This is a genomic window from Pseudomonas sp. RtIB026, assembly GCF_016861355.2.
GTDB classification, from domain to species: Bacteria; Pseudomonadota; Gammaproteobacteria; order Pseudomonadales; family Pseudomonadaceae; genus Aquipseudomonas; species Aquipseudomonas peradeniyensis.
This window is the reverse complement of the sequence record NZ_AP023348.2, coordinates 5,533,860-5,558,630: the sequence shown is the minus strand read 5'-3', so window position 1 is coordinate 5,558,630 and position 24,771 is coordinate 5,533,860. Positions and strand designations below refer to the sequence as shown.

Annotated in this window: 20 protein-coding genes; 5 read left to right on the top strand and 15 right to left on the bottom strand. The window is 63.4% G+C overall.

What is annotated here, in order from left to right; all coding sequences use genetic code 11:
• Nucleotides 1-50: 50 nt before the first annotated feature.
• The 13 genes from PRtIB026_RS24900 to PRtIB026_RS24840 form a co-directional block, all read right to left on the bottom strand.
• Nucleotides 51-1,130, bottom strand: a complete 1,080-nt coding sequence (locus tag PRtIB026_RS24900) for a polyamine ABC transporter substrate-binding protein (protein ID WP_203650756.1) — start codon at nucleotides 1,128-1,130, stop codon at nucleotides 51-53.
• Nucleotides 1,131-1,182: 52 nt separating this feature from the next.
• The gene (locus PRtIB026_RS24895) at nucleotides 1,183-1,524 is read right to left on the bottom strand and encodes a cupin domain-containing protein (protein ID WP_203650757.1); all 342 of its coding nucleotides are present in this window, start codon (nucleotides 1,522-1,524) and stop codon (nucleotides 1,183-1,185) included.
• A 33-nt stretch (nucleotides 1,525-1,557) separates the two neighbouring features.
• On the bottom strand, nucleotides 1,558-2,964 hold the full coding sequence (locus PRtIB026_RS24890; RefSeq protein WP_267813162.1) for an NAD(P)/FAD-dependent oxidoreductase: 1,407 nt from the start codon (nucleotides 2,962-2,964) through the stop codon (nucleotides 1,558-1,560).
• Nucleotides 2,965-3,028: 64 nt separating this feature from the next.
• A complete protein-coding gene (locus PRtIB026_RS24885; protein ID WP_203650758.1) occupies nucleotides 3,029-3,838 on the bottom strand; it encodes a helix-turn-helix domain-containing protein in 810 nt (269 codons plus the stop codon).
• Between the two features lie 366 nt (nucleotides 3,839-4,204).
• Nucleotides 4,205-5,173: a peptide ABC transporter ATP-binding protein gene (locus PRtIB026_RS24880; RefSeq protein ID WP_110735730.1), complete on the bottom strand. Its 969-nt coding sequence runs from the start codon at nucleotides 5,171-5,173 to the stop codon at nucleotides 4,205-4,207.
• On the bottom strand, nucleotides 5,173-6,141 hold the full coding sequence (locus tag PRtIB026_RS24875) for an ABC transporter ATP-binding protein (RefSeq protein ID WP_028689621.1): 969 nt from the start codon (nucleotides 6,139-6,141) through the stop codon (nucleotides 5,173-5,175). The genes PRtIB026_RS24880 and PRtIB026_RS24875 overlap by 1 nt, the downstream gene beginning before the upstream one ends.
• A gap of 10 nt (nucleotides 6,142-6,151) precedes the next feature.
• On the bottom strand, nucleotides 6,152-7,078 hold the full coding sequence (locus PRtIB026_RS24870) for an ABC transporter permease subunit (RefSeq protein WP_028689622.1): 927 nt from the start codon (nucleotides 7,076-7,078) through the stop codon (nucleotides 6,152-6,154).
• A 10-nt stretch (nucleotides 7,079-7,088) separates the two neighbouring features.
• Nucleotides 7,089-8,099 (bottom strand): ABC transporter permease subunit, encoded by a 1,011-nt coding sequence (locus PRtIB026_RS24865; RefSeq protein ID WP_028689623.1) that lies wholly within the window; start codon nucleotides 8,097-8,099, stop codon nucleotides 7,089-7,091.
• A gap of 76 nt (nucleotides 8,100-8,175) precedes the next feature.
• The gene (locus PRtIB026_RS24860; RefSeq protein ID WP_203650759.1) at nucleotides 8,176-9,771 is read right to left on the bottom strand and encodes an ABC transporter substrate-binding protein; all 1,596 of its coding nucleotides are present in this window, start codon (nucleotides 9,769-9,771) and stop codon (nucleotides 8,176-8,178) included.
• A gap of 72 nt (nucleotides 9,772-9,843) precedes the next feature.
• Entirely contained in the window at nucleotides 9,844-11,223 is a 1,380-nt protein-coding gene (locus tag PRtIB026_RS24855) for an OprD family porin (RefSeq protein ID WP_203650760.1), read from the bottom strand.
• Between the two features lie 157 nt (nucleotides 11,224-11,380).
• Complete coding sequence (locus PRtIB026_RS24850; RefSeq protein WP_203650762.1) at nucleotides 11,381-12,973, bottom strand: ABC transporter substrate-binding protein; 1,593 nt, start codon at nucleotides 12,971-12,973, stop codon at nucleotides 11,381-11,383.
• Nucleotides 12,974-13,185: 212 nt separating this feature from the next.
• Entirely contained in the window at nucleotides 13,186-14,811 is a 1,626-nt protein-coding gene (locus PRtIB026_RS24845) for an ABC transporter substrate-binding protein (RefSeq protein ID WP_050704070.1), read from the bottom strand.
• A gap of 311 nt (nucleotides 14,812-15,122) precedes the next feature.
• On the bottom strand, nucleotides 15,123-15,845 hold the full coding sequence (locus PRtIB026_RS24840) for an SIMPL domain-containing protein (RefSeq protein ID WP_203650770.1): 723 nt from the start codon (nucleotides 15,843-15,845) through the stop codon (nucleotides 15,123-15,125).
• A 201-nt stretch (nucleotides 15,846-16,046) separates the two neighbouring features.
• Between PRtIB026_RS24840 and PRtIB026_RS24835 the strand changes: the two genes are divergently transcribed.
• Both PRtIB026_RS24835 and PRtIB026_RS24830 read left to right on the top strand, forming a co-directional pair.
• Nucleotides 16,047-17,306: an ATP-binding protein gene (locus PRtIB026_RS24835; protein ID WP_203650772.1), complete on the top strand. Its 1,260-nt coding sequence runs from the start codon at nucleotides 16,047-16,049 to the stop codon at nucleotides 17,304-17,306.
• Nucleotides 17,303-17,863 (top strand): response regulator transcription factor, encoded by a 561-nt coding sequence (locus PRtIB026_RS24830; protein WP_023632665.1) that lies wholly within the window; start codon nucleotides 17,303-17,305, stop codon nucleotides 17,861-17,863. The genes PRtIB026_RS24835 and PRtIB026_RS24830 overlap by 4 nt, the downstream gene beginning before the upstream one ends.
• 162 nt (nucleotides 17,864-18,025) lie before the next feature.
• Here PRtIB026_RS24830 and PRtIB026_RS24825 read toward each other — a convergent pair whose 3' ends face one another.
• Nucleotides 18,026-18,214 carry a hypothetical protein gene (locus PRtIB026_RS24825; RefSeq protein WP_232857791.1) on the bottom strand — a complete coding sequence of 63 codons (189 nt, stop codon included), beginning with the start codon at nucleotides 18,212-18,214 and terminating at the stop codon, nucleotides 18,026-18,028.
• A gap of 14 nt (nucleotides 18,215-18,228) precedes the next feature.
• Nucleotides 18,229-19,863 (bottom strand): phospholipase, encoded by a 1,635-nt coding sequence (locus tag PRtIB026_RS24820; RefSeq protein WP_203650774.1) that lies wholly within the window; start codon nucleotides 19,861-19,863, stop codon nucleotides 18,229-18,231.
• A gap of 189 nt (nucleotides 19,864-20,052) precedes the next feature.
• Here PRtIB026_RS24820 and PRtIB026_RS24815 point away from each other — a divergent pair, with 189 nt between their 5' ends.
• From PRtIB026_RS24815 to PRtIB026_RS24805, 3 genes are all read left to right on the top strand, one after another.
• Nucleotides 20,053-20,994 carry an AEC family transporter gene (locus PRtIB026_RS24815; protein WP_203650776.1) on the top strand — a complete coding sequence of 314 codons (942 nt, stop codon included), beginning with the start codon at nucleotides 20,053-20,055 and terminating at the stop codon, nucleotides 20,992-20,994.
• A 48-nt stretch (nucleotides 20,995-21,042) separates the two neighbouring features.
• Nucleotides 21,043-22,398, top strand: a complete 1,356-nt coding sequence (locus PRtIB026_RS24810; RefSeq protein WP_203650778.1) for an amino acid permease — start codon at nucleotides 21,043-21,045, stop codon at nucleotides 22,396-22,398.
• Between the two features lie 688 nt (nucleotides 22,399-23,086).
• A protein-coding gene (locus PRtIB026_RS24805) for an IS3 family transposase (protein ID WP_203650780.1) occupies nucleotides 23,087-24,450 on the top strand; the annotation gives its coding sequence in 2 pieces (ribosomal slippage) (nucleotides 23,087-23,572 and nucleotides 23,575-24,450; 1,362 coding nt in all).
• Nucleotides 24,451-24,771: the final 321 nt, after the last annotated feature.

Here is a 24,771-nt window from a genome sequence, read left to right as displayed (position 1 = left end):
CCCTTTCGCGGCACAAGGCAGCTCCTACAGGGGGCGCGTAATGCCTGCAATCAATTCCCGGCCTTGATACTGGTCCAGATGCGTGTGCGAATGCGGTCGATCTTCGCCGGCATCGCCTCCAGCGCATACAGCTTGCCCATCACATCCGCGCTCGGGTAGATCATCGTGTTGCCCTTCATCGCCGGGTCCACCAGCGTGTCAGCTTGCTGGTTGCCATTGGCGTACTGCACGAAGTTGCTGATGTTCGCCATCACCTGCGGCTGCAACAGGTAGTTCATGTAGGCGTAGCCGGCCTTCTCGTTGGGCGCATCGGCCGGCATGGCGACCATGTCGAACCACATCGGCGCGCCTTCCTTCGGGATCGAGTAGCCCACCTTCACCCCGTTCTTCGCCTCCTCGGCACGGTTCTTCGCCTGCAGCACGTCACCCGAGAAGCCCACCACCAGGCACACGTCGCCATTGGCCAGGTCGCCGGTGTACTTCGAGGAATGGAAGTAGCTGATGTACGGGCGCACTTTCATCAGCAGTGCCTTGGCCTTGTCGTAGTCGGCCGGGTTCTGGCTGTGGTGCGGCAAACCCAGGTAGTGCAGGGCGATCGGCAGCAGCTCGGGGCCATTGTCCAGCACCGCCACGCCGCAGCTCTTGAGCTTGGAAAGATATTCGGGCTTGAAGAAAAGGTCCCACGAATCGATGGGGGCGCTGTCGCCGAGCACCGCCTTGACCTTGTCGATGTTGTAGCCGATCCCGGTGCTGCCCCACAGGTACGGGAAGCCGTACTGGTTGCCAGGGTCGTTCACCTCCAGGGCCTTGAGCAGCACCGGGTTGAGGTTCTTCCAGTTCGGCAGCTGCGACTTGTCCAGTTTTTTCAGGGCCTTGCCCTGGATCTGCCGGGCCATGAAGTGGTTGGAAGGGAACACCACGTCGTAGCCGGAGTTGCCGGTCATCAATTTGCCGTCGAGGGTCTCGTTGCTGTCGAACACATCGTAGGTGGGCACGATGCCGGTGGTTTGCTGGAAGCTCTTCAGGGTGTCCGGGGCGATATAGCTCGACCAGTTGTAGATCTTCACCGAGTCGGCGGCGCCAGCCACGCCTGCGGCCAGCATCAGAGGAGCGATAAGGAGCGTGCGCATGTCGGGGTTACCTTGCTTTGTCTGTTGTTATCGAAGGCAGGCGATCAGCGGATCAGAAAATCAGTACGTAGGTCTTGCGCACGGTCTCCTGGATATCCCAGGTGCCGAGGCTGTTGGCCGGTAGCATCAGGGCGTCTCCGGCTTCTATGAATAGTGGCTCGCCACCGTCCGGGGTGAAGGTGCAGCGGCCCTTGAGGAAGTGGCAGAACTCCTGCTGCACGATCTGCCGCCGCCAGCGCCCCGGGGTGCACTCCCAGATTCCGGTCTCGACGCCGTCACTGCGTTCGACGCAAGTGACCGAGGTGACCGCGACCGGCTCGCCGAGGGGCACGGCGACCGGGGTGGAGCTGTCCAGAATGGCGCTGTCGGTGTGCTTGAACTGGGTGATGCTCATGACCGGTGGATCCTGTGTGGTGATGAAGGGAAGTCAGTGCATGAAACCTTCCATGAAGTCGGCCAAACCGCTGGCCAGGCGCCGCCGCCAGGGGGCGCTGGCCGGGTTGGCGAGGGTCCGGTCCTCGTGGACGAAACTCTGGATGATTGCGTTGTAGCCCAGCCAGCGGCAGGGCTCCGGTGGCCAGCTGGCCAGGCTCGACAACGGGCGGTTGTCGTGCACCCAGGGCTGGGCCGTGAGTTCGTTGTGTTGGCCGAGGATCAGCGCGGCCAGGGTGCGCCCGCCCAGGTTGGTGGCGCCGACGCCTTCGCCGCCGTAGCCACCGGACAAGGCGATGCCGCGCTGGCGGTCACACAGCATATGTGGGCGAAAGCGCCGGGCCATGCCCAGGTTGCCGCCCCAGGAGTGGGTGATGCGCACATGCTTGAGCTGCGGGAACAGTTCGCCGAACAGGTAGCGGCGCAGTTCGACCTCGTTGTCGGTGAGGGTGAAGTCTTCGCGCAGGCGACCGCCGAAGCGGTAGCCGCCGCGGGCGCCGAACACCAGGCGGTTGTCGGCGCTGCGCTGGCCGTAGGTGACCTGGCGGCTGTTTTCGCTGAAGGCCTGGCCCTGGCTCAGGCCGATCTGTTCCCAGGTCGACTCGGGCAGCGGCTCGGTGGCCACGAGCAGGCTCTGCACCGGCAACTGGTGCCGCCCGAGCGGTGGCAGACTGGCGGCGTAGCCTTCGACGGCCGGCACCACCCAGTGGCTGCGGATACGCGCCAGCGGGGTGCGCACTTCGCCGGTCTGCCAGTCGATGGCCGGGGTGTTCTCGTAGATCGGCACGCCCATGGCCTCGACCGTCCGCGCCAGGCAGCGCACCAATCTGGCCGGTTGGATCGTGGCGACATGCGGGCTGTAGAGGGCACCGTAGGGATTGCTCACCTTCAACTGGGCATCCAGCTGTTCGGGGCGCAGCCAGCGGTAGTCGTCCTCGTTCATGCCCTGGCGGTAGAGATCATCGAGCCAGGCGCGCAGGCTGCGCTCCTGTTCCGGGTAACGTGCGGCGCAGTAGAGCACGCCGCCTTTGCGGAAGTCGCAGGCGATACCTTCGCGCAGCAGCACGTCGTGGACTTCGTCGGGGATGCCGTGCAGCAGGTCGATGCTCTCACGCCGCTGTTGCGGCGAGAGCGTGGCAAGCAGGCGGTCCTCGCCCAGCAGGTTGCCCATCAGCCAGCCGCCGTTGCGCCCGGAGGCGCCGAAGCCGGCGATATTGGCTTCGATCACGGCGATGTTCAGCTGAGGTGCCTGGCGCTTGAGGTAGTAGGCGGTCCACAGGCCGGTGTAGCCGGCGCCGATGATGCACACATCGAGGTCCAGGTCCTGGTGCAGTGCGGGGCGTGCGCACAGGGGCTCGTCGAGCTGGTCCATCCACAGGCTGATCGTGCGCAGGGGTTGCATCGGGTCGGGCTCCACATCCGCTGGGGTCTGTGGGCGATCCTAGTGAAGCGCGGGCGGGGCTGTCTTACGTGCGTGCACGCAGGGAAATTTGCTTCAGATACGCCTTGGGCGACAGGCCGGTGTGTTCGCGGAAGCACTTGTAGAAGGCCGACAGCGAGTTGAAGCCGGCATTGAACGCCAGTTCGTCGATGGGCGTGCGCACACTGCCGTCGCCTAGGCTGGCCATCAGGTGTTGCAGGCGCGCCTGGTTTACGTACCGGTAGAAACTCTGGCCGAGCACCTGGTTGAGCAGGTAGGAGATCTGGTTGCGGCTGTAGCCGCTTGCGTCGGCGACATGCTGCAGGTCGAGTTCCGGGTCGAGATAGGGGCGTTGGGCCTGGAAGTAGTGCTCCAGGTCCTGGGCCATGGTCGACAGCTGGCGCGGTGACAGGCCCAGGCGGCTGGTGGCCGGACGCGGGCCGTCCGGCAGGCTGGCGTTGCCGCCCTGGCGTACCAGGGTGGCGTATTCGTTGACCCGCCAGATCAACCCGTCCCTGACCGTGATCGCCTCGCTGGACTGGAACGCCACCAATCCCTCGCCACCCTGGACCGTGACCTGGTACTGGATGAACGCGGTGCAGCCGTCGACGCGGATACGGTCGCTGTGGACGATGTCCTCGCCGGCTTCATGGGGCAGGCAGGCGCGCACGTAGTCGCGCAGCTCGTCGAAGCCGAGCACGCGGTTCTGGAAGAAGTCGTGGTACTGGACATGTGGGTGGTAGAGGGCCATCACCCCGTCCAGGTCGCGATGCTTCCAGCACAGGTGGTAGCGCATGACGGTGTCGGCGGTGAGCGGGGTCTGCCCGGGGCCGTCGGGGAGGGGAGTGGCGGTCATGGGCTTGATAGTGCATTGCAGAAAACCCAGGCGCAAGGCCACGGATCCGGCATTTTGCACGGTTTCTGCAAGCGGTTACCGGCTAAGGCTTTGATTCATATGCGTGTAATTTTTTGATACAGCTGGCATGCAGGGTGCACCTCTTTTGTTCAACACCGAACGAGGAGAACGGCCATGCGCTCGATACTGCTGTGGATGATTGGGGTGCCGATTCCGGTGATCATCCTGATCTGGTTCTTTATGCATTGAGAGCCCAGGGGCCGCCTTGCGGCCCTTTCGCGGCACAAGGCCGCTCCTACAGGGGGTTGCGTTCACCTGTAGGAGCGGCCTTGTGCCGCGAAAGGGCTGCGAAGCAGCCCCAGCTATCTAGAGGAACTGCTCGGCATAGTGGCAAGCCACCTGCCGCGTACTCACCTGTCGCAACGCCGGCACTTCCTTGGCACAACGCTCGGTGGCATACGGGCAACGTTTGTGGAACGCGCAGCCATCCGGCGGATTCAACGGGTTGGGCAGTTCGCCGGCAATGCGGATCTTCGGCTTCAGAGGATCCGGATGGATCGCCGGGGTCGCCGACAACAGCGCCTGGGTGTACGGGTGCAGCGGCTTCTCGTAGATATCCTCCTTCGGCCCCATCTCCGCCGGCCGCCCGAGGTACATCACCAGCACCTGGTCCGCCACATGGCGCACCACCGCCAGGTTGTGGGAGATGAACACGTAGGCGGTGTTGAACTCCTTCTGCAGGTCCATGAACAGGTTCAGCACCTGGGCCTGGATAGACACGTCCAGCGCCGAGGTGGGTTCGTCGGCCACCAGCACCTTGGGTTGCAGCATCATCGCCCGGGCCAGGGCGATACGCTGGCGCTGGCCGCCGGAGAACATGTGCGGATAGCGCTGGTAGTGCTCGGGGCGCAGGCCCACCTGCTCCATCATCTTCTGCACTTTCTCGCGGCGCTCGGTCTTGCTCAGCGAGGTGTTGATCAGCAGCGGCTCGGCGAGCTGGTCGCCGATCTTCTGCCGTGGGTTGAGCGAGGCGTAGGGGCTCTGGAACACCATCTGCACGTCGCGGCGCAGTTGCTTGCGCTGGTCCTTGCTGGCGCCCTTGACCTCGTGGCCGGCGATCTGCAGCGAGCCGGAGGAGGGTTCCTCGATCAGGGTCAGGGCCCGGGCCAGGGTCGATTTGCCGCAGCCGGACTCGCCGACCACGGCCAGGGTCTTGCCGGCCTCCAATTCGAACGACACACCATTGAGCGCGCGGACCAGCGCATGGCCCTTGAACATGCCGCGGGAGACTTCGTAGTGGCGGGTCAGCTCACGAGCGGAAAGAACGACGGCCATCACGCCACCTCCTGGTTCAGCGGATAGAAGCAACGCACCAGGCTGTGAGCCTGGGGATCGAGGGCCGGGCGCTGCCGGCGGCAGTTTTCCTGCACATAAGGGCAGCGCGGCGACAGCAGGCAGCCCTGCGGCCGGTCATAGCGACCGGGGACGATGCCGGGCAGGGTGGCCAGGCGCTCGGCGCCGATGCTGTGCTCGGGAATGGCCGCCAGCAGCGCTTCGCTGTACGGGTGGGCGGGGATGTCGAACAGCTCCGGCACCTGGCCGACTTCGACGGCCTGGCCCGCGTACATCACGCACACGCGCTTGGCGGTCTCGGCAACCACCGCCAGGTCGTGGGTGATGAGAATGAGCGCCATGTTGCGCTCTTTTTGCAGGTTGACCAGCAGCTCCATGATCTGCGCCTGGATGGTCACGTCCAGGGCGGTGGTCGGCTCGTCGGCGATCAGCAGTTTCGGCTCGCCGGCAATGGCCATGGCGATTGCCACGCGCTGGCTCATGCCGCCGGACAGCTGGTGCGGGTAGGCGTCCAGGCGGCTTTCGGCGGCTGGGATCTCGACCTTCTTCAATAGCTCCAGGGCACGCTGGCGCGCGGCCTTGCCCTTCAGACCGAGGTGCTGGCGCAGCACTTCCTCGATCTGGTAGCCCACGGTGTAGCTGGGGTTGAGCGCGGTCATCGGGTCCTGGAAGACCATGGCGATGTCCTTGCCCACCACCTTGCGGCGCTGGCGGCCGCTGAGCTTGAGCATGTCGATGCCGTCGAAGTTGAGCACGTCGGCGGTGATGCGCCCGGGGGCGTCGATCAGGCCCATCAGGGCCATCATGGTGACGGACTTGCCGGAGCCGGACTCGCCGACGATGGCGAGGATCTCGCCGGCGTCCACGCTCAGCTCGAGGCCGTCCACCACGGGCACGGCATTGGCGTCGCCGAAGCGCACGTTCAGGTTGTTGATCTGCAACAGTGACATGGCGTTCTCCTCAGGCGGCGTTCTTGAGTTTCGGGTCCAGCGCGTCGCGCAGGCCGTCGCCCATCAGGTTGATTGCCAGCACACTGAGCAGGATCGTCAGGCCGGGCAGGCTCACCACCCACCAGGCGCGCTCGATGTAGTCGCGGGCCGAGGCCAGCATGGTGCCCCACTCGGGGGTCGGCGGCTGGACGCCAAGGCCAAGGAAGCCCAGGGCGGCGGCGTCGAGGATCGCCGAGGAGAAGCTCAGCGTTGCCTGGACGATCAGCGGCGCCATGCAGTTGGGCAGCACGGTGACGAACATCAGGCGTGGCAGGCCGGCGCCGGCCAGGCGCGCGGCGGTGACATAGTCGCGGTTCAGCTCGCCCATCACCGCGGCGCGGGTCAGGCGCACGTAGGAGGGCAGCGAGACGATGGCGATGGCGATCACCGTGTTGATCAGGCCTGGGCCGAGGATGGCGACGATGGCCACGGCCAGCAGCAGCGACGGCAGGGCCAGCATCACGTCCATCAGGCGCATGATCGAGGGGCCGAGGATCTGCGGGAAGAAGCCGGCCAGCAGGCCCAGCAGGATACCCGGGATCAGCGACATCACCACCGACGACAGGCCGATCAGCAGCGACAGGCGGGCGCCCTGGATCAGCCGCGAGAGCAGGTCGCGACCCAGTTCGTCGGTGCCGAGGATGAACTGCCAGGTGCCGCCTTCGAGCCACACCGGCGGGGTGAGCAGGAAGTCGCGGTATTGCTCGCTGGGGTTGTGCGGCGCGACCCAGGGGGCGAACAGGGCGCAGAACACCACCAGGGTCATGAAGGCCAGGCCGGCCACCGCGCCCTTGTTGCGCGAGAAGGCCTGCCAGAACTCTTTGTACGGCGAGGGATAGAGCAAGCTTTGGTCAACCACGCTGGGCGGGGTGACGGATTTCGGAATCGGGCTGGTCATGGCGGAGTCCTCAGCGCTGATGACGGATGCGTGGGTTGGCCAGGCCGTAGAGGATGTCCACGACGAAGTTGACCAGGATCACCAGGCAGGCGATCAACAGGATGCCGTTCTGGACCACGGGGTAGTCACGGGCACCGATGGCTTCGATCAGCCATTTGCCGATGCCCGGCCAGGAGAAGATGGTTTCGGTGAGCACGGCGCCGGCCAGCAGCGTGCCGACCTGCAGGCCGAACACGGTCAGTACCGGGATCAGCGCGTTGCGCAGGCCGTGGATGAACACCACGCGCGACGGCGACAGGCCCTTGGCGCGGGCGGTACGGATGTAGTCCTCGCGCAGCACTTCGAGCATCGACGAACGGGTCATCCGGGCGATCACCGCCAGCGGGATGGTGCCCAGTACGATGGCCGGCAGGATCAGGTGCATCACCGCGTCCTTGAACGCGCCTTCCTCGTCGCTGAGCAGGGTGTCTATGAGCATGAAGCCGGTTTTCGGCTCGATGTCGTAGAGCAGGTCGATGCGCCCGGAGACCGGTGTCCAGCCCAGGCTTACCGAGAAGAACATGATCAGGATCAGGCCCCACCAGAAGATCGGCATCGAGTAGCCGGCCAGCGAGATCCCCATCACCCCGTGGTCGAACAGCGAGCCGCGCTTGAGCGCGGCGATCACCCCGGCCAGCAGGCCGATGACCCCGGCGAACAGCAGGGCGGCCATGGCCAGCTCCAGCGTTGCCGGGAACAGGGTGAGGAATTCGTTCCATACGCTTTCACGGGTGCGCAGGGATTCGCCCAGGTCGCCCTGGGCGAGCTTGCCGACATAGTCCAGGTACTGGGCCGGCAGCGGTTTGTTCAGGCCCAGGCGCTCCATGGCCTGGGCGTGCATTTCGGGGTCGACACGGCGCTCGCCCATCATCACCTCGACCGGGTCGCCGGGGATCAGGCGTATGAGCGCGAAGGTCAGCAGGGTGATACCGAAGAAGGTCGGGATCAGCAGGCCCAGGCGTCGGGCAATAAAACTCAACATTGTCAGGGGTACCTCATCAGCCGGTAACGGCGCGCCGCCGGGGCCTCTTGCACAAGGTCCGGCGGCTGTTGTTGTTCTACTTCACCTGGGTGGTGGCGAAGTTGTTGTTGGTCAGTGGGTTGATCACATAGCCTTCGACGTTCTCGCGCATGGCGGTGAACATCTTCGGGTGGGCCATGCTGATCCACGGCTGGTCTTCATCGTACACCGCCAAAGCCTCGTTATAGAGCCTGGCGCGTTCGTCGTTGTCGATCACTTCGCGGGCGCGGGTGATCAGGTCCTGGAATTTCTGGTTGCACCAACGCGCGTAGTTTTCGCCGCTCTTGACCGCATCGCAGCTGAGCATCGGCGTGAGGAAGTTGTCCGGGTCGCCGTTATCGCCGGCCCAGCCCGCCGACACCAGGTCGGCCTCGCCCTTCTTGGCGCGACGCAGCATCTCGGCCCATTCCATCACGCGGATGTCGAGCTTGATGCCGATCTTGGCCAGGTCGGACTGGAGCATTTCGGCCGACAGGCGCGGGTTGGGGTTGGTCGGGCCGCCGCCGTTGCGGGTGAACAGGGTGATCACGGTGCCTTCCGGCACGCCGGCTTCCTTGAGCAGGGCGCGGGCCTTGTCGAGGTCGTGGGGCGGGTTCTTGTTGTCGGTGTTGTAGCCGATCATGGTCGGCGGGTACGGGTTGACGCCCGGCAGCGCGTTGCCCTTGCCGAACAGCTGGTCGACGTGGGTCTGGCGGTCGAAGGCCATGTTGATCGCCTTGCGCACGCGCACGTCGCTCAGGTACTTGTGCTGGGTGTTCATCGAGATATAGCCGGTGACCAGCGCCTCGATCTCGGCAACTTTGAGTTTCGGATCGGTCTTGATCCCCGGCACGTCGTCAGGCTTGGGGTACAGGGCGATCTGGCACTCGTTGGCGCGCAGTTTCTGCAGGCGCACGTTGCTGTCGGTGGCGATGGCGAAGATCAGCCCGTCGGCCGGCGGCTTGCCGCGGAAGTAGTCCGGGTTGGCCTTGTAGCGAACCTGGGCATCCTTGCTGTAGCGCTGGAACACGAACGGGCCGGTGCCGACCGGCTTGCTGTTGAGGTCGCCGGTCTTGCCGGCCTTGAGCAGCTGGTCGCCGTACTCGGCGGAGTAGATCGAGGTGAAGGCCATGGCCAGGTCGCGCAGGAAGGGCGCTTCCGGGCGGGTCAGGGTGATCACCACGGTGTGGTCATCGGTCTTCTCGACCGACTTGAGCAGGTCCTTGAAGGCCATGCTCTCGAAATAGGGGTAGCCGACGCTGGTCTTGTCGTGCCACGGGTGGTCTTTCTTCAACTGGCGGTTCAGGCTCCACAGCACGTCATCGGCGTTGAAGTCGCGGGTCGGCTTGAAGTAGTCGGTGGTGTGGAACTTGACGCCTTCGCGCAGGTGGAAGGTGTACACCAGCCCGTCGGGGCTGACCTCCCAGCTCGTGGCCAGGGCCGGCTGGATCTCGGTGGTGCCGGGCTTGAAGTCGACCAGGCGGTTGAAGATGGCCTCGGCCGTGGCGTCGGCGGTGACGGCGGTGGTGTACTGGACGATGTCGAAGCCTTCCGGGCTGGCTTCGGTGCACACCACCAGCGGCTTGGCCGCCAGATTCGATGCGGCGCCCAGGATGACGGCTGCCAAGGCAGCACGTAGCGGTAGCATTTTCATGGAACCTCCCTGCAGTGCTAGTTCCAGCGTAGCCGCCACGGCCCGTGGGGAGGCGGGCCGTGGCGCCAACGGTCAGAGGATGTTGAACGGAATGGTGGTGACGACGCGGAACTCGTCGAGGCTGCCGTCGCTCTGTGCCTTGCTGGCACGGTGGGCGGTATAGGTGGCGCGGATGGTGGTGTCCTTCAGCATGCCGCTCTGTACTGCGTAGCTGGTGCCGATGCCCCACTCGTAGTGGTTTTCGCCGTCCTGGCCACGGACGTCATAGGCGGTGCCCTTGTAGTGGGTACCGTCGATGTCCCAGCCGCGGGCGTTGTAGACGTTGAACTTCAGGCCCGGCACGCCATACGGCGCCATGTTCAGCACATAGCTGATCTGCAGGGATTTCTCGTTCGGGCCGTTGAAGTCCGACAGCAGGGAGTTGGCCAGGTAGATGCCGTTGGTTTCGTGCAGGTAGTCGAAGTACTCGTTGCCGTTGACCTGCTGCCAGGAGGCGGTGAGGGTGTGGGCCTGGTGGGTCAGGCCGAACGACAGGCTGTAGGTGTCGTTATCGATCTCGCCCATCTTCTTGCTGCCTTCGTCCACGGTCTTGTAGTAGTTCAGACCGGTGGTCAGGCTCAGCACCGCGCTGTCGCCCAGCACGTGGTTGGCGCCGAAGTAGTACTGGTTCCAGAAGTCCTCGACCTTGGTGGCGTAGAGGCTGGTGGTCAGGCTCTTGAGCGGCTGGTAGTTGATGCCGACGGTGCTGGCGCGGTCGGTTTCCACACCGTTGCCGTATTCGCTGCGGAACTTGCTCAGGCTCTGCTCGGTACGCGGCGAGACGCGGTCGAAGGTACCCACATCGAACGACAGGTTCTCGAATTCGGCGCTGTGCAGGAACGCACCCTGGAAGCTCGAAGGCAGCGCACGGTTGCCGATATAGGCGATCATCGGCGTGTCCACCGACTGGCGGCCCACGGTCAGCGTGGTGTTGGAGATGCGCGCCTTGACGTTGCCCAGGCCCATCTTGCTCCACTGGCCGATGGGATCACCATCGCTGTGGGTCAGCGTACGGTTGTTCGGGCCGGCCACGGCGGCGCGGCCTTGCTCGAGGGCGATGGCGTTGTAGGCTGCGGCCTCGACGGCGAAGCCCACGGTACCTTCGGTGAAGCCCGAGCTGTAGTTGAGGATGGTGCCCTGGACCCAGTTGTCACGGCTGTGGGTGTCGTGGCGGGTGCCGTCGCTCTTGGTGTACTTCCACAGCGGCGCGCGGGTGGCGCGTTCGCGGGCGTACCAGTTGCGGGTGCTGCCGGACAGGCTCTGGCCATCGATGAAGCCCTTGGCTTCGGCCTGCTCGCTGCTGGATTTGAGCGCGATCGGCACGAAGTCCTGGCTCATCGGTTCGGCCTGGGCGAGGGCGCAGAAGGCGCCCACGGACAAGGCCAGTGCGGTGGTGGTGGTACGAATCAACATGAAAGCTCCCTGATATTTTTTTAGTTATCACCCGACCTCGTGGGCCGGGCTTGTCACGGTGACGCGGTACTGCAGTGTCTGCCTTGGGGTTGCCAGGCAAATCCGGGCTGCACGCGGGCGCGGGAGTGGGTCGCACTCCCGGCCGGGCAATGCAGGGTCAATCGATGCTGACGCCGGAAAAAACGTTGCGTCCGAAGGGGCTGACCTTGAAGTCTTTCACGCTGATGCTCAGCGGCTGGTTGACCGTGGAGTGCGCGACCGGGGTGATCGGCACCTGTTGCTTGAGACGTTGCTGGGCTTGTTCGTAGAGGCTGGTGCGCTGGTCGCGGTCGGTGACCTGCTTGGCTTTCTTGACCAGGGCGTCGTACTGCGCGTCGCACCACAGCGAGTAGTTGTTGCTGCCGATGGCGTCGCAGCTGAACAGCGTGCCCAGCCAGTTGTCCGGGTCGCCGTTGTCGCCGGTCCAGCCGATCAGGGCGATGTCGTGCTCGCCGTTCTTCATGCGCTTGAGGTACTCGCCCCACTCGTAGCTGACAATGCGCACCTTGAAGCCGAGCTTGCTCCAGTCGGACTGGAGCATTTCGGCCATCAGCTTGGCGTTGGGGTTGTAGGGGCGCTGCACCGGCATGGCCCACAGGGTGATCTCGGTACCTTCCTTGACCCCGGCCTGCTTGAGCAGCTGCTTGGCTTTTTCCGGGTCGAAGGGCGCGTCCTTGATCGACTTGTCGTAGGACCACTGGGTCGGCGGCATGGCGTTCGATGCGGCTTGGCCGGCGCTCTGATAAACCGCGCCGATGATGGCTTCCTTGTTCACCGCCATGTCCATGGCCTGGCGCACCTCCAGCCGGTCGAATGGCGGGTGCTGGGTGTTGTAGGCGATGTAGCCGAGGTTGAAGCCAGGCTGGGTCATCACCTGCAGCTGCTTGTCGGTCGAAAGCGCTGGCAGATCGGCGGGGCGTGGGTGCAGGGTTACCTGGCATTCGTTCTTGCGCAGCTTCTGGATACGTACCGAGGGGTCGACGTTGATGGAGAAGATCAGGTTGTCGATCTTCACCCGGTCCGGCGCCCAGTAGTCCTTGTTGCCCTTGAAGCGGATCTGCGAATCCTTCTGGTAGCGCTGGAACACGAACGGGCCGGTGCCGATCGGCTTCTGGTTGATGTCGCTGGCCTTGCCGCCGGCCAGCAGATGATCGGCGTACTCGGCGGAGAGGATCGCGGCGAAGGCCATGGCGATGTTCTGCAGGAACGCGGCGTCGACCTTGTTGAGGGTGAAGACCACGGTCAGCGGGTCGGTCTTCTCGACGCTGGCGATGTTCTTGTCCAGGCCCATGCTGATGAAGTACGGGAACTCGGTGGGGTAGGCCTGGCGGAAGGGGTGGTTCTTGTCGAGCATGCGGTTGAAGGTGAACAGCACGTCGTCGGCGTTGAAGTCGCGGGTGGGCTTGAAGTCCTTGTTGGCGTGGAACTTCACCCCGGGTCGCAGGTGGAAGGTGTACTTCAGGCCGTCCTCGGACACCTGCCAGTCGGTGGCCAGGCCCGGCTGCACGGCGGTGCCGCCACGCTCGAACTCGACCAGGCGGTTGTAGATCGGCTCGGCGGCGTCGTTGTCGGTGGCCGCGGTGTACTGGGCGGTGTCGAAGCCCGCCGGGCTGCCCTCGGAGCAGAACACCAGGTTGTTGGCGAGGCTCGCCGGGGCCTGGCTCAGCAGGCCGAGGGCAAGCAGGGTGGAACACAGTGTGGTCAGGCGCATGGCAGATCCTTTGTCCGTCTTTTTCGTGCCGCGACAGGCAAAACGCGGCTGCAACATCCCGGTCCTGACGATAGGTGCGCCAGAATGTGGGAGCCAGGGTTCGCTACTGATTTGGGTGCGGGAGCGTTCCGGCGAGCGTGAGGGAATTGCCCTACGTATCGCCCGTTTGTGTCATCGTCCCGCCGGCAAGCCCGGCGGGACGATCACGGCCGTTACTTGCTCACGCTGACCCCGTAGAAGGAGTTCAGGCCGAAGGGGCTGATCTTGAAGTCCTTCACGGACGTGCTCATTGGCTGATACACGGTGGAGTGGGCGATCGGGGTGATCGGCACCTGCTCCTTGAGGATGTGTTGCGCCTGCTTGTACAGCTCGGTGCGCTTGGCCTGGTCGGGGGTGGCCTTGGCCTGCTTGATCAGGTCGTCGTAGGGCTTGAAGCACCACTTGGAGAAGTTGTTGCCGCTCATGGCGTCGCAGCTGTACAGGGTGCCGAGCCAGTTGTCCGGGTCACCGTTGTCGCCGCTCCAGCCGATCAGCATGGCGCCTTGCTCGCCGCCCTTGGAGCGTTTGATGTACTCGCCCCATTCGTAGCTGACGATCTTGGCCTTGATGCCGACCTTGGCCCAGTCGGACTGGAGCATTTCGGCCATCAGCTTGGCGTTGGGGTTGTAGGGGCGCTGCACCGGCATGGCCCACAGGGTGATCTCGGTGCCTTCCTTGACGCCGGCTTCCTTGAGCAGCTGCTTGGCTTTCTCAGGATCGTACTTGGCGTCCTTGATGGTGGTGTCGTAGGACCATTGGGTCGGCGGCATGGCGTTGACCGCCAGCTGGCCGGCGCCCTGGTACACCGACTCGATGATCTGCTGCTTGTTGACGGCCATGTCCAGCGCTTCGCGCACCTTGAGTTGCGACAGCGGGTTGGCGTCGTTGCTGCCCTTGACCTTGTCCATCACGTTGTAGGCGATGTAGCCGAGGTTGAAGCCGGCCTGTTCAGGCATCTGCAGCTTCTTGTCTTCCTGCAGCGGCTTGATGTCGGCCGGGCGCGGGAACAGGGTGACCTGGCATTCGTTCTTCTTGAGCTTCTGCATGCGCACCGAGGCGTCGGTGCTGATGGCGAAGATCAGGTTGTCGATCTTGACGTCCTCGGGCTTCCAGTAGTCCTTGTTGCCCTTGTAGCGGATCTGCGCGTCCTTCTGGTACTTGCTGAACACGAACGGGCCGGTGCCGATCGGCTTCTGGTTGATATCGGCGGCCTTGCCCTGCTTGAGCAACTGGTCGGCGTACTCGGCGGACTGGATCGAGGCGAAGCTCATGGCCAGGTTCTGGATGAACGCGGCGTCGACGTCGTTGAGGGTGAACTTCACGGTGTGCTCATCGACTTTCTCGAGCTTGGCGATGTTCTTGTCCATGCCCATGTCGGTGAAGTACGGGAACTCGGTGGGGTAGGCCTTGCGGAAGGGGTGGTCCTTGTCGAGCATGCGGTTGAAGGTGAACAGCACGTCGTCGGCGTTGAACGCACGGGTCGGCTTGAAGTACTCGGTGGTATGGAACTTCACGCCTTCGCGCAGGTGGAAGGTGTAGGTCTTGCCGTCATCGGAAACCTCCCACTGGGTGGCCAGGCCCGGAATGACCTTGGTACCGCCGCGCTCGAACTGGGTCAGGCGGTTGAACATGGTTTCGGCGGAGGCGTCAAAGTCGGTCCCGGTGGTGTACTGGCCAGGGTCGAAACCGGCCGGGCTGCCTTCGGAGCAGAACACCAGGTTGGTCGCGGCGTGGGCGAACGGTGCGCCGGCTAGCAAGCCTGCACCTACCAGGAACGGAATGACTGCGTGTTTGAGCATGGTGGCCTCATTGTTGTCATTTTTCGAATTGAGGCGGCCTCGTGAGCCGACCTGCGGATACTTATGCAGGGGGTGTTCCCAATGCAACACTCAGCGGGATGGTTGGCGCCAATTTTGTGGTACGGACGTACATGGATGTCGCATCCATATAACTTTGGCGAATGTTGATCGTTTGCGCGGGAGAAAAGGGCGAAAATTACAAGATATTTCGCACTTTATGTGACAAGCAGACGCACCCGTTTGGTGCGTAGGAAAGGTCTGAAACTGCTGTCCGAGACGCTTTACGCGACTCGGACATCCAGTTGGAGGGGTCAGGGGACCTGGACTTCGATCAGGCCATCGGCACTCATGCTGACTTCGCTGGTGCCCGCCTCGATATCCGGCGCTGGCGCGGCCTCGTCGGCGGCGCCCTTGGCCATCATCGCCATCGGTGCGCTGCGCAGGTACGGACGTGGGTAGCCGCTGCTGTTGAGGTTCAGGCTGACCACCTTGTAGCCTTTGCCGCCCAGGGCCTCGGTGGCCAGCTGGGCGCGGGCCTTGAAGGCGGCGACGGCGTCCTTGAGCAGCTCGTCCTCATTGGACTTGCGCGTGGTCGGGGCGATGGAGAAGTCCATGCCGCCCATTTTCAGGTCTTGCAGGAGCTCGCCGGTGAGCTTGGACAGGGCCGGGAAGTCGGCGCCTTCCAGGCGCAGCTCGGCGCGCTCGCGCCAGCCGGTGATCTTCTGGCCCTTGGTGTCGTAGATCGGGTAGCTGTTGCGGCTGCCCTGGCTGATCTTCACGTCCTTGACCTGACGGGCCTGCTGCACGGCCTTGTTCATGGTCTCGGTGATCTCCTTGGCGAGCTTGCCCGGGTCGCTGTTCTGGGCTTCGCTGTACAGCGTCACGACCATCAGGTCGCGCGCCACTTCCTTGCTGACTTCGGCGCGCAGCGACACCTGGTTGTAGCGAGGCTCATCGGCGGCCAGGGCCGGCAGACTGGCGAGCATGCCGCAGGACAGGGCAACGGCGGCGGCGCCGCGACGGGAAATGTGCATGTGGAGCTCCTTGGCAAGGTAAGGCGTGGATGAGGACATCCGTTCCACGCATGGCCGATCAGACCGGCAACAGTGTAGTGGGTTCAAAAATGCCATCATGAGTCTGTGACAAACTGTGGCGCTTTGCCGCATCGCTGCAGCGAGGCGCCCGGCTTCGGTATACTCCAGCCGATTTTCCTGGAGCACTCATTGGGAGAGCTCATGCTCGCCGTCGCACAACCGTTGTCCGCTACACGCCAGAACCTCTGGCGCCTGACCTTCATCCGCATTCTCGTGCTGGCGGCCCAGGCCGGCTCCGTGGGCGTTGCCTACTGGACCGAACTGCTGCCGCTGCCGTGGTTCTCGCTGGCGGTGACGCTGGCCCTGTCATCGTTGCTGTGTGCGTTCACCGCCCTGCGCCTGCGCCTGTCGCTGCCGGTCACCGAACTCGAGTACGCCCTGCAGCTGGCCTGCGACCTGTTGATCCACAGCGCCCTGCTTTATTACTCGGGTGGATCGACCAACCCCTTCGTCTCTTATTACCTGGTACCGCTGGCGATCGCCGCGGTCACGCTGCCGTGGCTCTACTCGCTGGTGCTCTCGGGCATTGCGCTGGTGGCCTACAGCCTGCTGCTGGTGCAGTACTATCCTCTGGAGACGCTGCCGCTGGCGCGTGACACCATGCAGGTCTACGGCATGTGGCTGAGTATCGCCCTGGCCGCCGGGGTGATCACCTTCTTCGCCGCGCGCATGGCCGAGGAGCTGCGTCGGCAGGAAAACCTGCGCGCCGAGCGTCGCGAAGAGAGCCTGCGCGACGAGCAGTTGCTGGCAGTGGCCACCCAGGCAGCCGGCGCTGCCCATGAACTGGGCACACCGCTGGCGACCATGAGCGTGCTGCTCAACGAGATGCGCCAGGATCACGCCGACCCCCTGTTGCAGGAGGACCTGCAGATCCTTCAGGACCAGGTCAAGCTGTGCAAGGAAACCTTGCAGCAACTGGTGCGCGCCGCCGAGGCCAACCGACGGCTGGCGATCGTCGAGCAGGACGTCACCGCCTGGCTCGACGAGGCGCTCAACCGCTGGCACCTGATGCGCCCCGAGGCCAGCTACCGCTTCCAGCGCCTGCGCGACGGCGTGGTGCCGCGGCTGACACCGCCGCCGGACCTGACCCAGGCCCTGCTGAACCTGTTGAACAATGCCGCCGATGCCTGCCCGGACGACCTGGAGGTGCGCCTGGACTGGGATGCCCACGACATCGTCATCAGCATCCGCGACCACGGCCCCGGCGTGCCGCCGGCCATCGCCGAGGCGATCGGCAAACCCTTCATTACCACCAAGGGCAAAGGCTTCGGCCTGGGCCTGTTCTTGAGCAAGGCCAGCGTGACGCGTGCGGGCGGTTCGGTGAAACTCTATAGTCATGAGCAGGGTGGCACCCTGACCGAATTGCGCCTGCCCCATGGCAAGCGAGGAGATGCAAGATGAGCGAAGAAAACCAGGTCGAAGGCGAAGAACTGCCGCACCTGCTGCTGGTGGATGACGACGCCACCTTTACTCGGGTGATGGCCCGGGCTATGTCGCGTCGTGGGTTCCGTGTGAGCACCGCGGGTTCCGCCGAGGAAGGCTTGAAACTGGCCGAGCAGGACTTGCCCGACTACGCCACGCTGGACCTGAAGATGGAAGGCGACTCGGGCCTGGTGCTGTTGCCCAAGCTGCTGGAGCTGGACCCGGAGATGCGCGTGGTGATCCTGACCGGTTACTCGAGCATCGCCACGGCGGTCGAGGCGGTCAAGCGCGGGGCTTGCAATTACCTGTGCAAGCCGGCGGACGCCGACGATGTGCTGGCGGCGCTGCTCTCGGAGCACACCGACCTGGACACCCTGGTGCCGGAAAACCCGATGTCGGTGGATCGCCTGCAGTGGGAGCACATCCAGCGGGTGCTGGGTGAGCACGAAGGCAACATCTCCGCTACGGCGCGGGCGCTGGGGATGCACCGGCGCACGCTGCAGCGCAAGTTGCAGAAGCGCCCGGTTCGGCGCTGACGCATATTCCTGTAGGAGCGGCCTTGTGCCGCGAAAGGGCTGCGCAGCAGCCCCTATCTCGGTGGAACGCTGAAACCGCCGGGGCCGCCTTGCGGCCCTTTCGCGGCACAAGGCCGCTCCTACAGGGATTGCGCATGATCTGATGAGAGGCCCGGCCTTGTATCAGGCTTTCACCCCCGAACGATCAACCCGCACCGCCAGCTGTCCTGCCCCCGATGGCGCCTCGAACGCCACCTGTCCCCCTGCCGGCACTTTCGCCCGGCCAATCACCTTGCCGGCACGCAGCAACTCCAGCGGCATGCCTTCCATCGACTGGCCCGAAGCCAGTTCCAGTTTGACCTTGATATTCATCGGTGACCTCCTTGTCACGCGTTGCGATCGATATAGAGCGTGGTCTTGCCGTCCAGGCTGGCGATCAGTTCCGGTGAACCGCCGCGGAACTGGCGGAACAGGTTGCGCCCGCGCTGCTTGCCGTCCGCCGGCACTTGCACGCTCGGGTGGAACTGGTCGGTCAACTCGACATAGGCGCTCCACGGGCCGATGTACGACTCGTTGAGTTGGTCGGTGACGCTGAAGGCGTAGCGCACCGCGTTGCCGCGCTGCCAGTTCAGGCCATCGGGCTCGCGGCGCTCCCAGCCGGTGATCGCTGGCGAGGTGGCCGGGGCATCGATGAAACCGGTGGGCTTGTTCGGCTTGTAGTCCTTGAGCAGCAGGTAGGTGCTCCAGCCCCACCAGTCGCCGATGCGGTTGCGGTCGTTGAGGTCGTTGACGTCCTTGCGTCGCAGCACGGCCTTGCCGTCCTGGACGTACAGCGGGGCGAAGTTGCCGGGTACCAGGTCCTGCTCGGCGGCCCGCAGGTCGGGCGCCAGGCGCAGCGCCGCGAAGTCCTTCGCCGCTGGCGCGCGGCCTTCGGCGAAGGTCTGGAACACCTCGTCGGCCGAACGTTGCACGGCGCGGCCCACCTGGCGACGGTTGGCCACATCGACGCTGTCGAAGTAGCGCTTGTCGCCGTAGGCGCGCCATTGCTCGCCTTCGGCATTGCGCACGGCCAGGCCGTACTTGCTGTCCTCGTCGTGCATGAAGCGCGAGATCAGCGAGCCGACGTCACTCGGCGTGACGGTATCGGCCAGGGCCTTGCGCGGCACCCGCAGGTGGCCGGCGGAGAACAGGTCGGTGAGGAAGTGGTCGGCGAAGGCGTTCATCGCATAGGCCAGTTGCAGGTCGCGCTCCTCGCCGCTGGCGCGGGCTTTCAGCGCCTGCTGCAGGGCGGCGGCGTGGCCGGCCTGGTAGGCCGCCAGCGCCCAGGGGCCGAAGTGGTCCCAGTTGCTGGCGGCCAGTTTCAGGTAGCGGCCCAGGGGGAACAGGTCGGATGCGAAGCTGCCGCCACCGGTGATGCGGTTCCAGCGTGCCGACAGGCTGTCACCCAGCGCGTCATAGGCCTCGTGGGGCTGGCGGCCTTCCTTTATGGCCTGGTTGGCGGCGCCGATTTCTTCCTGCATGACCGCGAGGATCTGTGCCGCTTCCGCCTTGGCCGCCGGCAGGCGCGCCAGGGAGTCGAAGGCCTGGGTAAAGCGTTCGATCCGCTCGGCGTCGTTGGCGCCATCGGCGATCGGGCGCTCGGGCAAACCGTAGAAATCGCCGCCCAGGGCGATCACCTGGCCATAGGTCAGGCTCAGGCCGTTGGGCAACGGCAGCGGCGACTGGTGGGCGGGGATACCCGGTTGACCCGCTTCAAAGCGCAGCAGGGTGTTGTCGCCGATGGCGGTATGTTCGCCGCCTTCAAAGAACAGCTCCGGCCCGCGCCGTGCGGATGGGCCGCGAGCCGGTGGCGGCGCAAGGCGGTGGTACTTGACGGTGTGGTGGCCATGCATGACCAGCATCAGATGGCTGTCGGTGCCGGGCAGGGCGACGCCCTGTTCCTCGAACAGTTGCTCGAGGTCGGCGACCACCAGTGTTGCCTGGGCCTTCGCGGCCGCAGGCAGAGTGTGCATTCCTGACATGATTTGCTCCTTGCGATGTCCGGATAATCCATTTTTTTACTGTACATATATACAGTAATCCTTACTATATTCAGGAAAATTCCTACGTCAAGATCTCTTTGTGCGGGTATCTGGCGGCTGTGGCGGGCGCAACTCCCCGGCACTCACGTATGATTGCGCCCTTGACGGCATTTCCCGGGAACACGTTGCATGCTTGCCCTTCTTATCCAGACACTGAACATCACGGCCCCTGTGTTCGCCATGCTGTTCATGGGCGTGCTGCTCAAGCGCATCCGCTTGATCGACGACAACTTCAACCGGGTCGCCTCGAAGCTGGTGTTCAACGTGTGCATGCCGGCGCTGCTGTTCCTCGGCATCTACCACGCCGACCTGGCGGCGGCGGTGAAGCCCGGGGTGATCCTCTACTTCGTGGTCGCGACGCTGGCGTGTTTCGGCCTGGCCTGGGGCCTGGCGATCTGGCGCTGCCCGCGGGCGGACCGGGGCGTCTACACGCAAGGCGCGTTTCGCGGCAACAACGGCGTGATCGGCCTGGCACTGGCGGCCAGCCTGTATGGCGACTACGGTATATCCCTCGGCGCGGTGCTGGCCGGGTTGGTGATCCTCATGTACAACTCGCTGTCGGCGGTGGTCCTGGCGGTGTACAGCCCGGACCTGAAGTCCGACCCGTGGAGCATCTGCAAGAGCATCCTCAGCAACCCGTTGATCATCAGCGTGCTGCTGGCCACGCCCATGGCCTATGGTCAGGTGCCGTTGCCCAACTGGCTGCTGACTTCGGGGGATTACCTGGCGCAGATGACCCTGCCGCTGGCGCTGATCTGCATCGGCGGCACCCTGTCACTGGCGGCGTTGCGCGACAGTGGCCGGCTGGCCTTCGACGTCAGCCTGGTGAAGATGGTCTGGCTGCCGGTGCTGGGAACGCTGGGCGCCTGGTTGTGCGGTTTTCGCGGTGCGGAGCTTGGCATCCTGTTCCTCTACATCGGCAGCCCCACCGCGGCGGCCAGTTATGTGATGGCGCGGGAGGCCAACGGCAACCATGAACTGGCGGCGTCGATCATCGTGATCACCACGCTGATGGCCGCCGTCACCACGAACATCGGGATTTTCTTCTTGCAATGGGGTGGATGGATCTAGTCGATTGCAAGCAAAACCAATAACACTGCCTCACCTAAAGGACACTTCATGCAAGACCAGAGCACGCCCGAGCGCTTGCAGCGCGGGCTGAAGAATCGCCATATCCAGCTGATCGCGCTGGGCGGAGCCATCGGCACCGGGCTGTTCCTGGGCATCGCCCAGACCATCCAGCTAGCCGGCCCGTCGGTGCTGCTGGGCTACGCCGTCGCTGGCCTGATGGCCTTCCTGATCATGCGCCAGCTGGGCGAGATGGTGGTCGAGGAGCCGGTCGCCGGCAGCTTCAGCCACTTCGCGCACCAGTACTGGAGCGAGTTCGCCGGTTTCGTCTCGGGCTGGAACTACTGGGTGGTGTACGTGCTGGTCGGCATGGCCGAGCTCACCGCAGTGGGCATCTACGTGCAGTACTGGTGGCCGGATTTCCCCACCTGGGCCACGGCGGCGATCTTCTTCGTGGCGATCAACGCCATCAACCTGACCCAGGTGAAGGTGTACGGCGAAATGGAGTTCTGGTTCGCCCTGGTCAAGGTGGTGGCGATCGTCAGCATGATCGGTTTCGGCGCCTGGCTGCTCACCAGTGGCCATGGCGGACCGGATGCCAGCGTCGCCAACCTGTGGCAATACGGTGGCTTCTTCCCCAATGGCGTCACCGGGCTGATCATGGCCCTGGCGGTGATCATGTTCTCGTTCGGCGGCCTGGAGCTGGTGGGCATCACCGCCGCCGAGGCGGCCAACCCGCGTGAGAGCATCCCGAAGGCCACCAACCAGGTGGTCTATCGCATCCTGATCTTCTACATCGGCGCGCTGGCCGTACTGCTGTCGCTGTATCCGTGGCAGAAGGTGGTGCAGGGCGGCAGCCCGTTCGTGATGATCTTCCACGAGCTGGACAGCGACCTGGTGGCGACGATCCTCAACATTGTGGTGCTGACCGCCGCGCTGTCGGTCTACAACAGCTGTGTATACGCCAACAGCCGCATGCTGTTCGGCCTGGCCACGCAGGGTGACGCGCCGCGCCAGCTGCTCAAGGTCAGCCGTCGTGGCGTGCCGCTCACCGCACTGGGCGTATCGGCCTTCGCTACCGGCTTGTGCGTGCTGATCAACTACCTGATGCCGGGCGAAGCCTTCGGCCTGCTCATGGCCCTGGCGGTGTCGGCGTTGGTGATCAACTGGGCGAGTATCAGTATTACCCACCTGAAGTTCCGCAAGGCCAAGCTGGCGGCGGGTATCCAGCCGTTCTACCGGAGCCTGGGGCATCCGCTGACCAACTACCTGTGTCTGGCGTTCATCGTGTTGATCCTGGTGGTGATGTACCTGACGCCGCCGATTCGTATTTCGGTGATGTTGATTCCGGCGTGGATTGCTGTGTTGTGGGTGGCATTCCGGATCAAGAAGGCGCGGCAGGCCTGATTTTATCTAGTTCGGTTTCGGGATGTTCATGGCGTCCTGAAACCGAGCAGGCTTGGATGGCGTATTATGGTCCTTCAAGTTTGTTTTCAAACTCTCGGTTGCCATCGCAGGCAGTTAACACATTGCCAATGATCTAACCTCCAACTTCGCATCTCTTGATCGTGATCGTGATCGTGATCTTGATCTTGATCTTGATCTTGATCTTGCTGTTGCTTCTAAGTGCGCGATAGTTCAGGCGACGCCAATTGCGACTTCAGGAGGCCGAGCGGAGTTCTTGCGAAGGGAGGTGACGGGCATGGATGCCCGTCAAGCGCTGCGCCCCAGGATGGGGCGTTCAGCGCGGTCCTCCCGGGAGCAAGAACGGAGCGAGGGGACCCCGGAGCGAAGCGTAGGGGCCGGATGAATGGAGCGAGGATTTTTTGGTTCCTTTTTGATCCTTCAAAAAGGGACCCGCCGTAAGGGCGGAAAGGTGACTATGCGTCGCCATCGCAAATGAATGCGCATATAACTTTCAAAACACACGCTCTGAAAGTCAAAGTCAAAGTCAAAGTCAAAGTCAAAATCGGTCGGCGCGGGTTTCTACAGGTGCAAGCGCATTCATTTACGATGTCGACGCATAGTCACCCTTTCGCCCCCCGTGAACTGACCCCCGAAAGTTGGACGCCTGACCCCAACCGGAGGGTGTTCCATGACGAAATACAATCTAGCGCTCAAGCAGGCACTCATCGAAGAGTGCCTTTCTGCACGGAGTGTTCATGAGGTAGCACTGAAGCATAGCCTGAGTCCATCGCTGCTACGCCGTTGGATCAAAGGCTATGAGCAACACGGTGCAGCAGGTCTGACTACCAAGTACAGCTACTACGACGCCCAGTTCAAGTTGACGGTTTTGCAGTGCATCGAGCAAGACGGACTGTCAGCCCAGCAAGCCTGCATACGGTTTGATATCCGCGGCCCGAGTAGCATCAGGCAGTGGAAAAGGCTGTACGATGAAGGTGGACTAGAAGCACTTCACCCGCATCGTGCCCGAGAATCCCGCATGCCCCGCAAAGTATCAAAACAACCCAGCGTAAGCCCAGCTACCCCTGCAGATACTGAGCTGACACCTGAGCAGATGCTCGAAGAGCTGGAATATCTGCGTGCGGAGAATGCCTATCTAAAAAAGCTCGATGCCTTGATCCAAGCGGATCCACGCACTGCGCAATCAAGAAAGCGCAGGCTGTCCAAGGATTGAGGCATGAACATCGACTGGCTCTGCTGCTACGTGCTGCAGGGTTGGCACGCAGTACCTTCTATTACCAAAGCAAAGCATTGGTTACCGACAAGCATGCGGCCCTCAAAGAGCGCATCAATAGCGTCTATCACAGGCATAAGGGGCGGTATGGCTATCGCCGCATCACCGCAGTGCTTGGGCGCCATGGCGAGGTGATCAATCACAAGAAGGTGCAGCGGTTGATGCAGTTGATGGATCTAAAATCGCTGGTAAAAGTGAAGAGATATCGCTCCTACCGAGGTTCCGAAGGGCTTGTTGCATCTGATCTGCTCAAACGTGAATTCAAGGCAGACGCCCCTAATCAGAAATGGGTAACCGACGTGACAGAATTCAAGGTTAAAGGGCAGAAGCTGTATCTTTCGCCTGTGATGGACCTGTACAACGGCGAAATTCTTGCCTATCAGGTCAATCCGCGCCCTGAGTTCAAGATGGTCTCGACGATGTTGGAGCAAGCTTTCGAGCGGCTGAACCAAGATGACAAACCGATATTGCACTCCGATCAAGGTTGGCAATACCGACAGCCTGCTTATCGACATATGCTAGCCGGAAAGGAAATCCAGCAGAGCATGTCGCGTAAGGGTAACTGCCTGGACAATGCCGCGATGGAAAGCTTTTTCGGCACACTCAAGAGCGAGTTTTTCTATTTGGAATCGTTTGAGAGTGTTGAGCAACTGGCATCAGGGCTAAAGGACTACATCGCCTACTACAACCAAGAGCGTATCAGTCTAAGACTGAATGGCTTGAGTCCGGTACAATTTCGGACCCAAGCGCTGACCCCATAGCGTGCCCCGTCCAACTTTCGGGGGTCAGTTCACCGGCGAGTCACTTTTTGTCAAACGCGACAAAAAGTAACCAAAAAACGCTGCGCTCCATTCATCCGGCCCTCCGCTTCGCTCCGGGTCCCCTCACTCCGGCCTTGCTCCCGGGAGGACCGCGCTGAACGCCCCATCCTGGGGCGCAGCGCTTGACGGGCATCCATGCCCGTCACCTCCCTCCGCAAGGCCTGCGTTCGGCCTCCTGAAGTCGCGAAGGTACGGGCGGCGCCTGGGCTGGCGCAGCTGTCGCTAGTGGACGGGGTGGTTAATCTTCTGATCGCCAAGCTG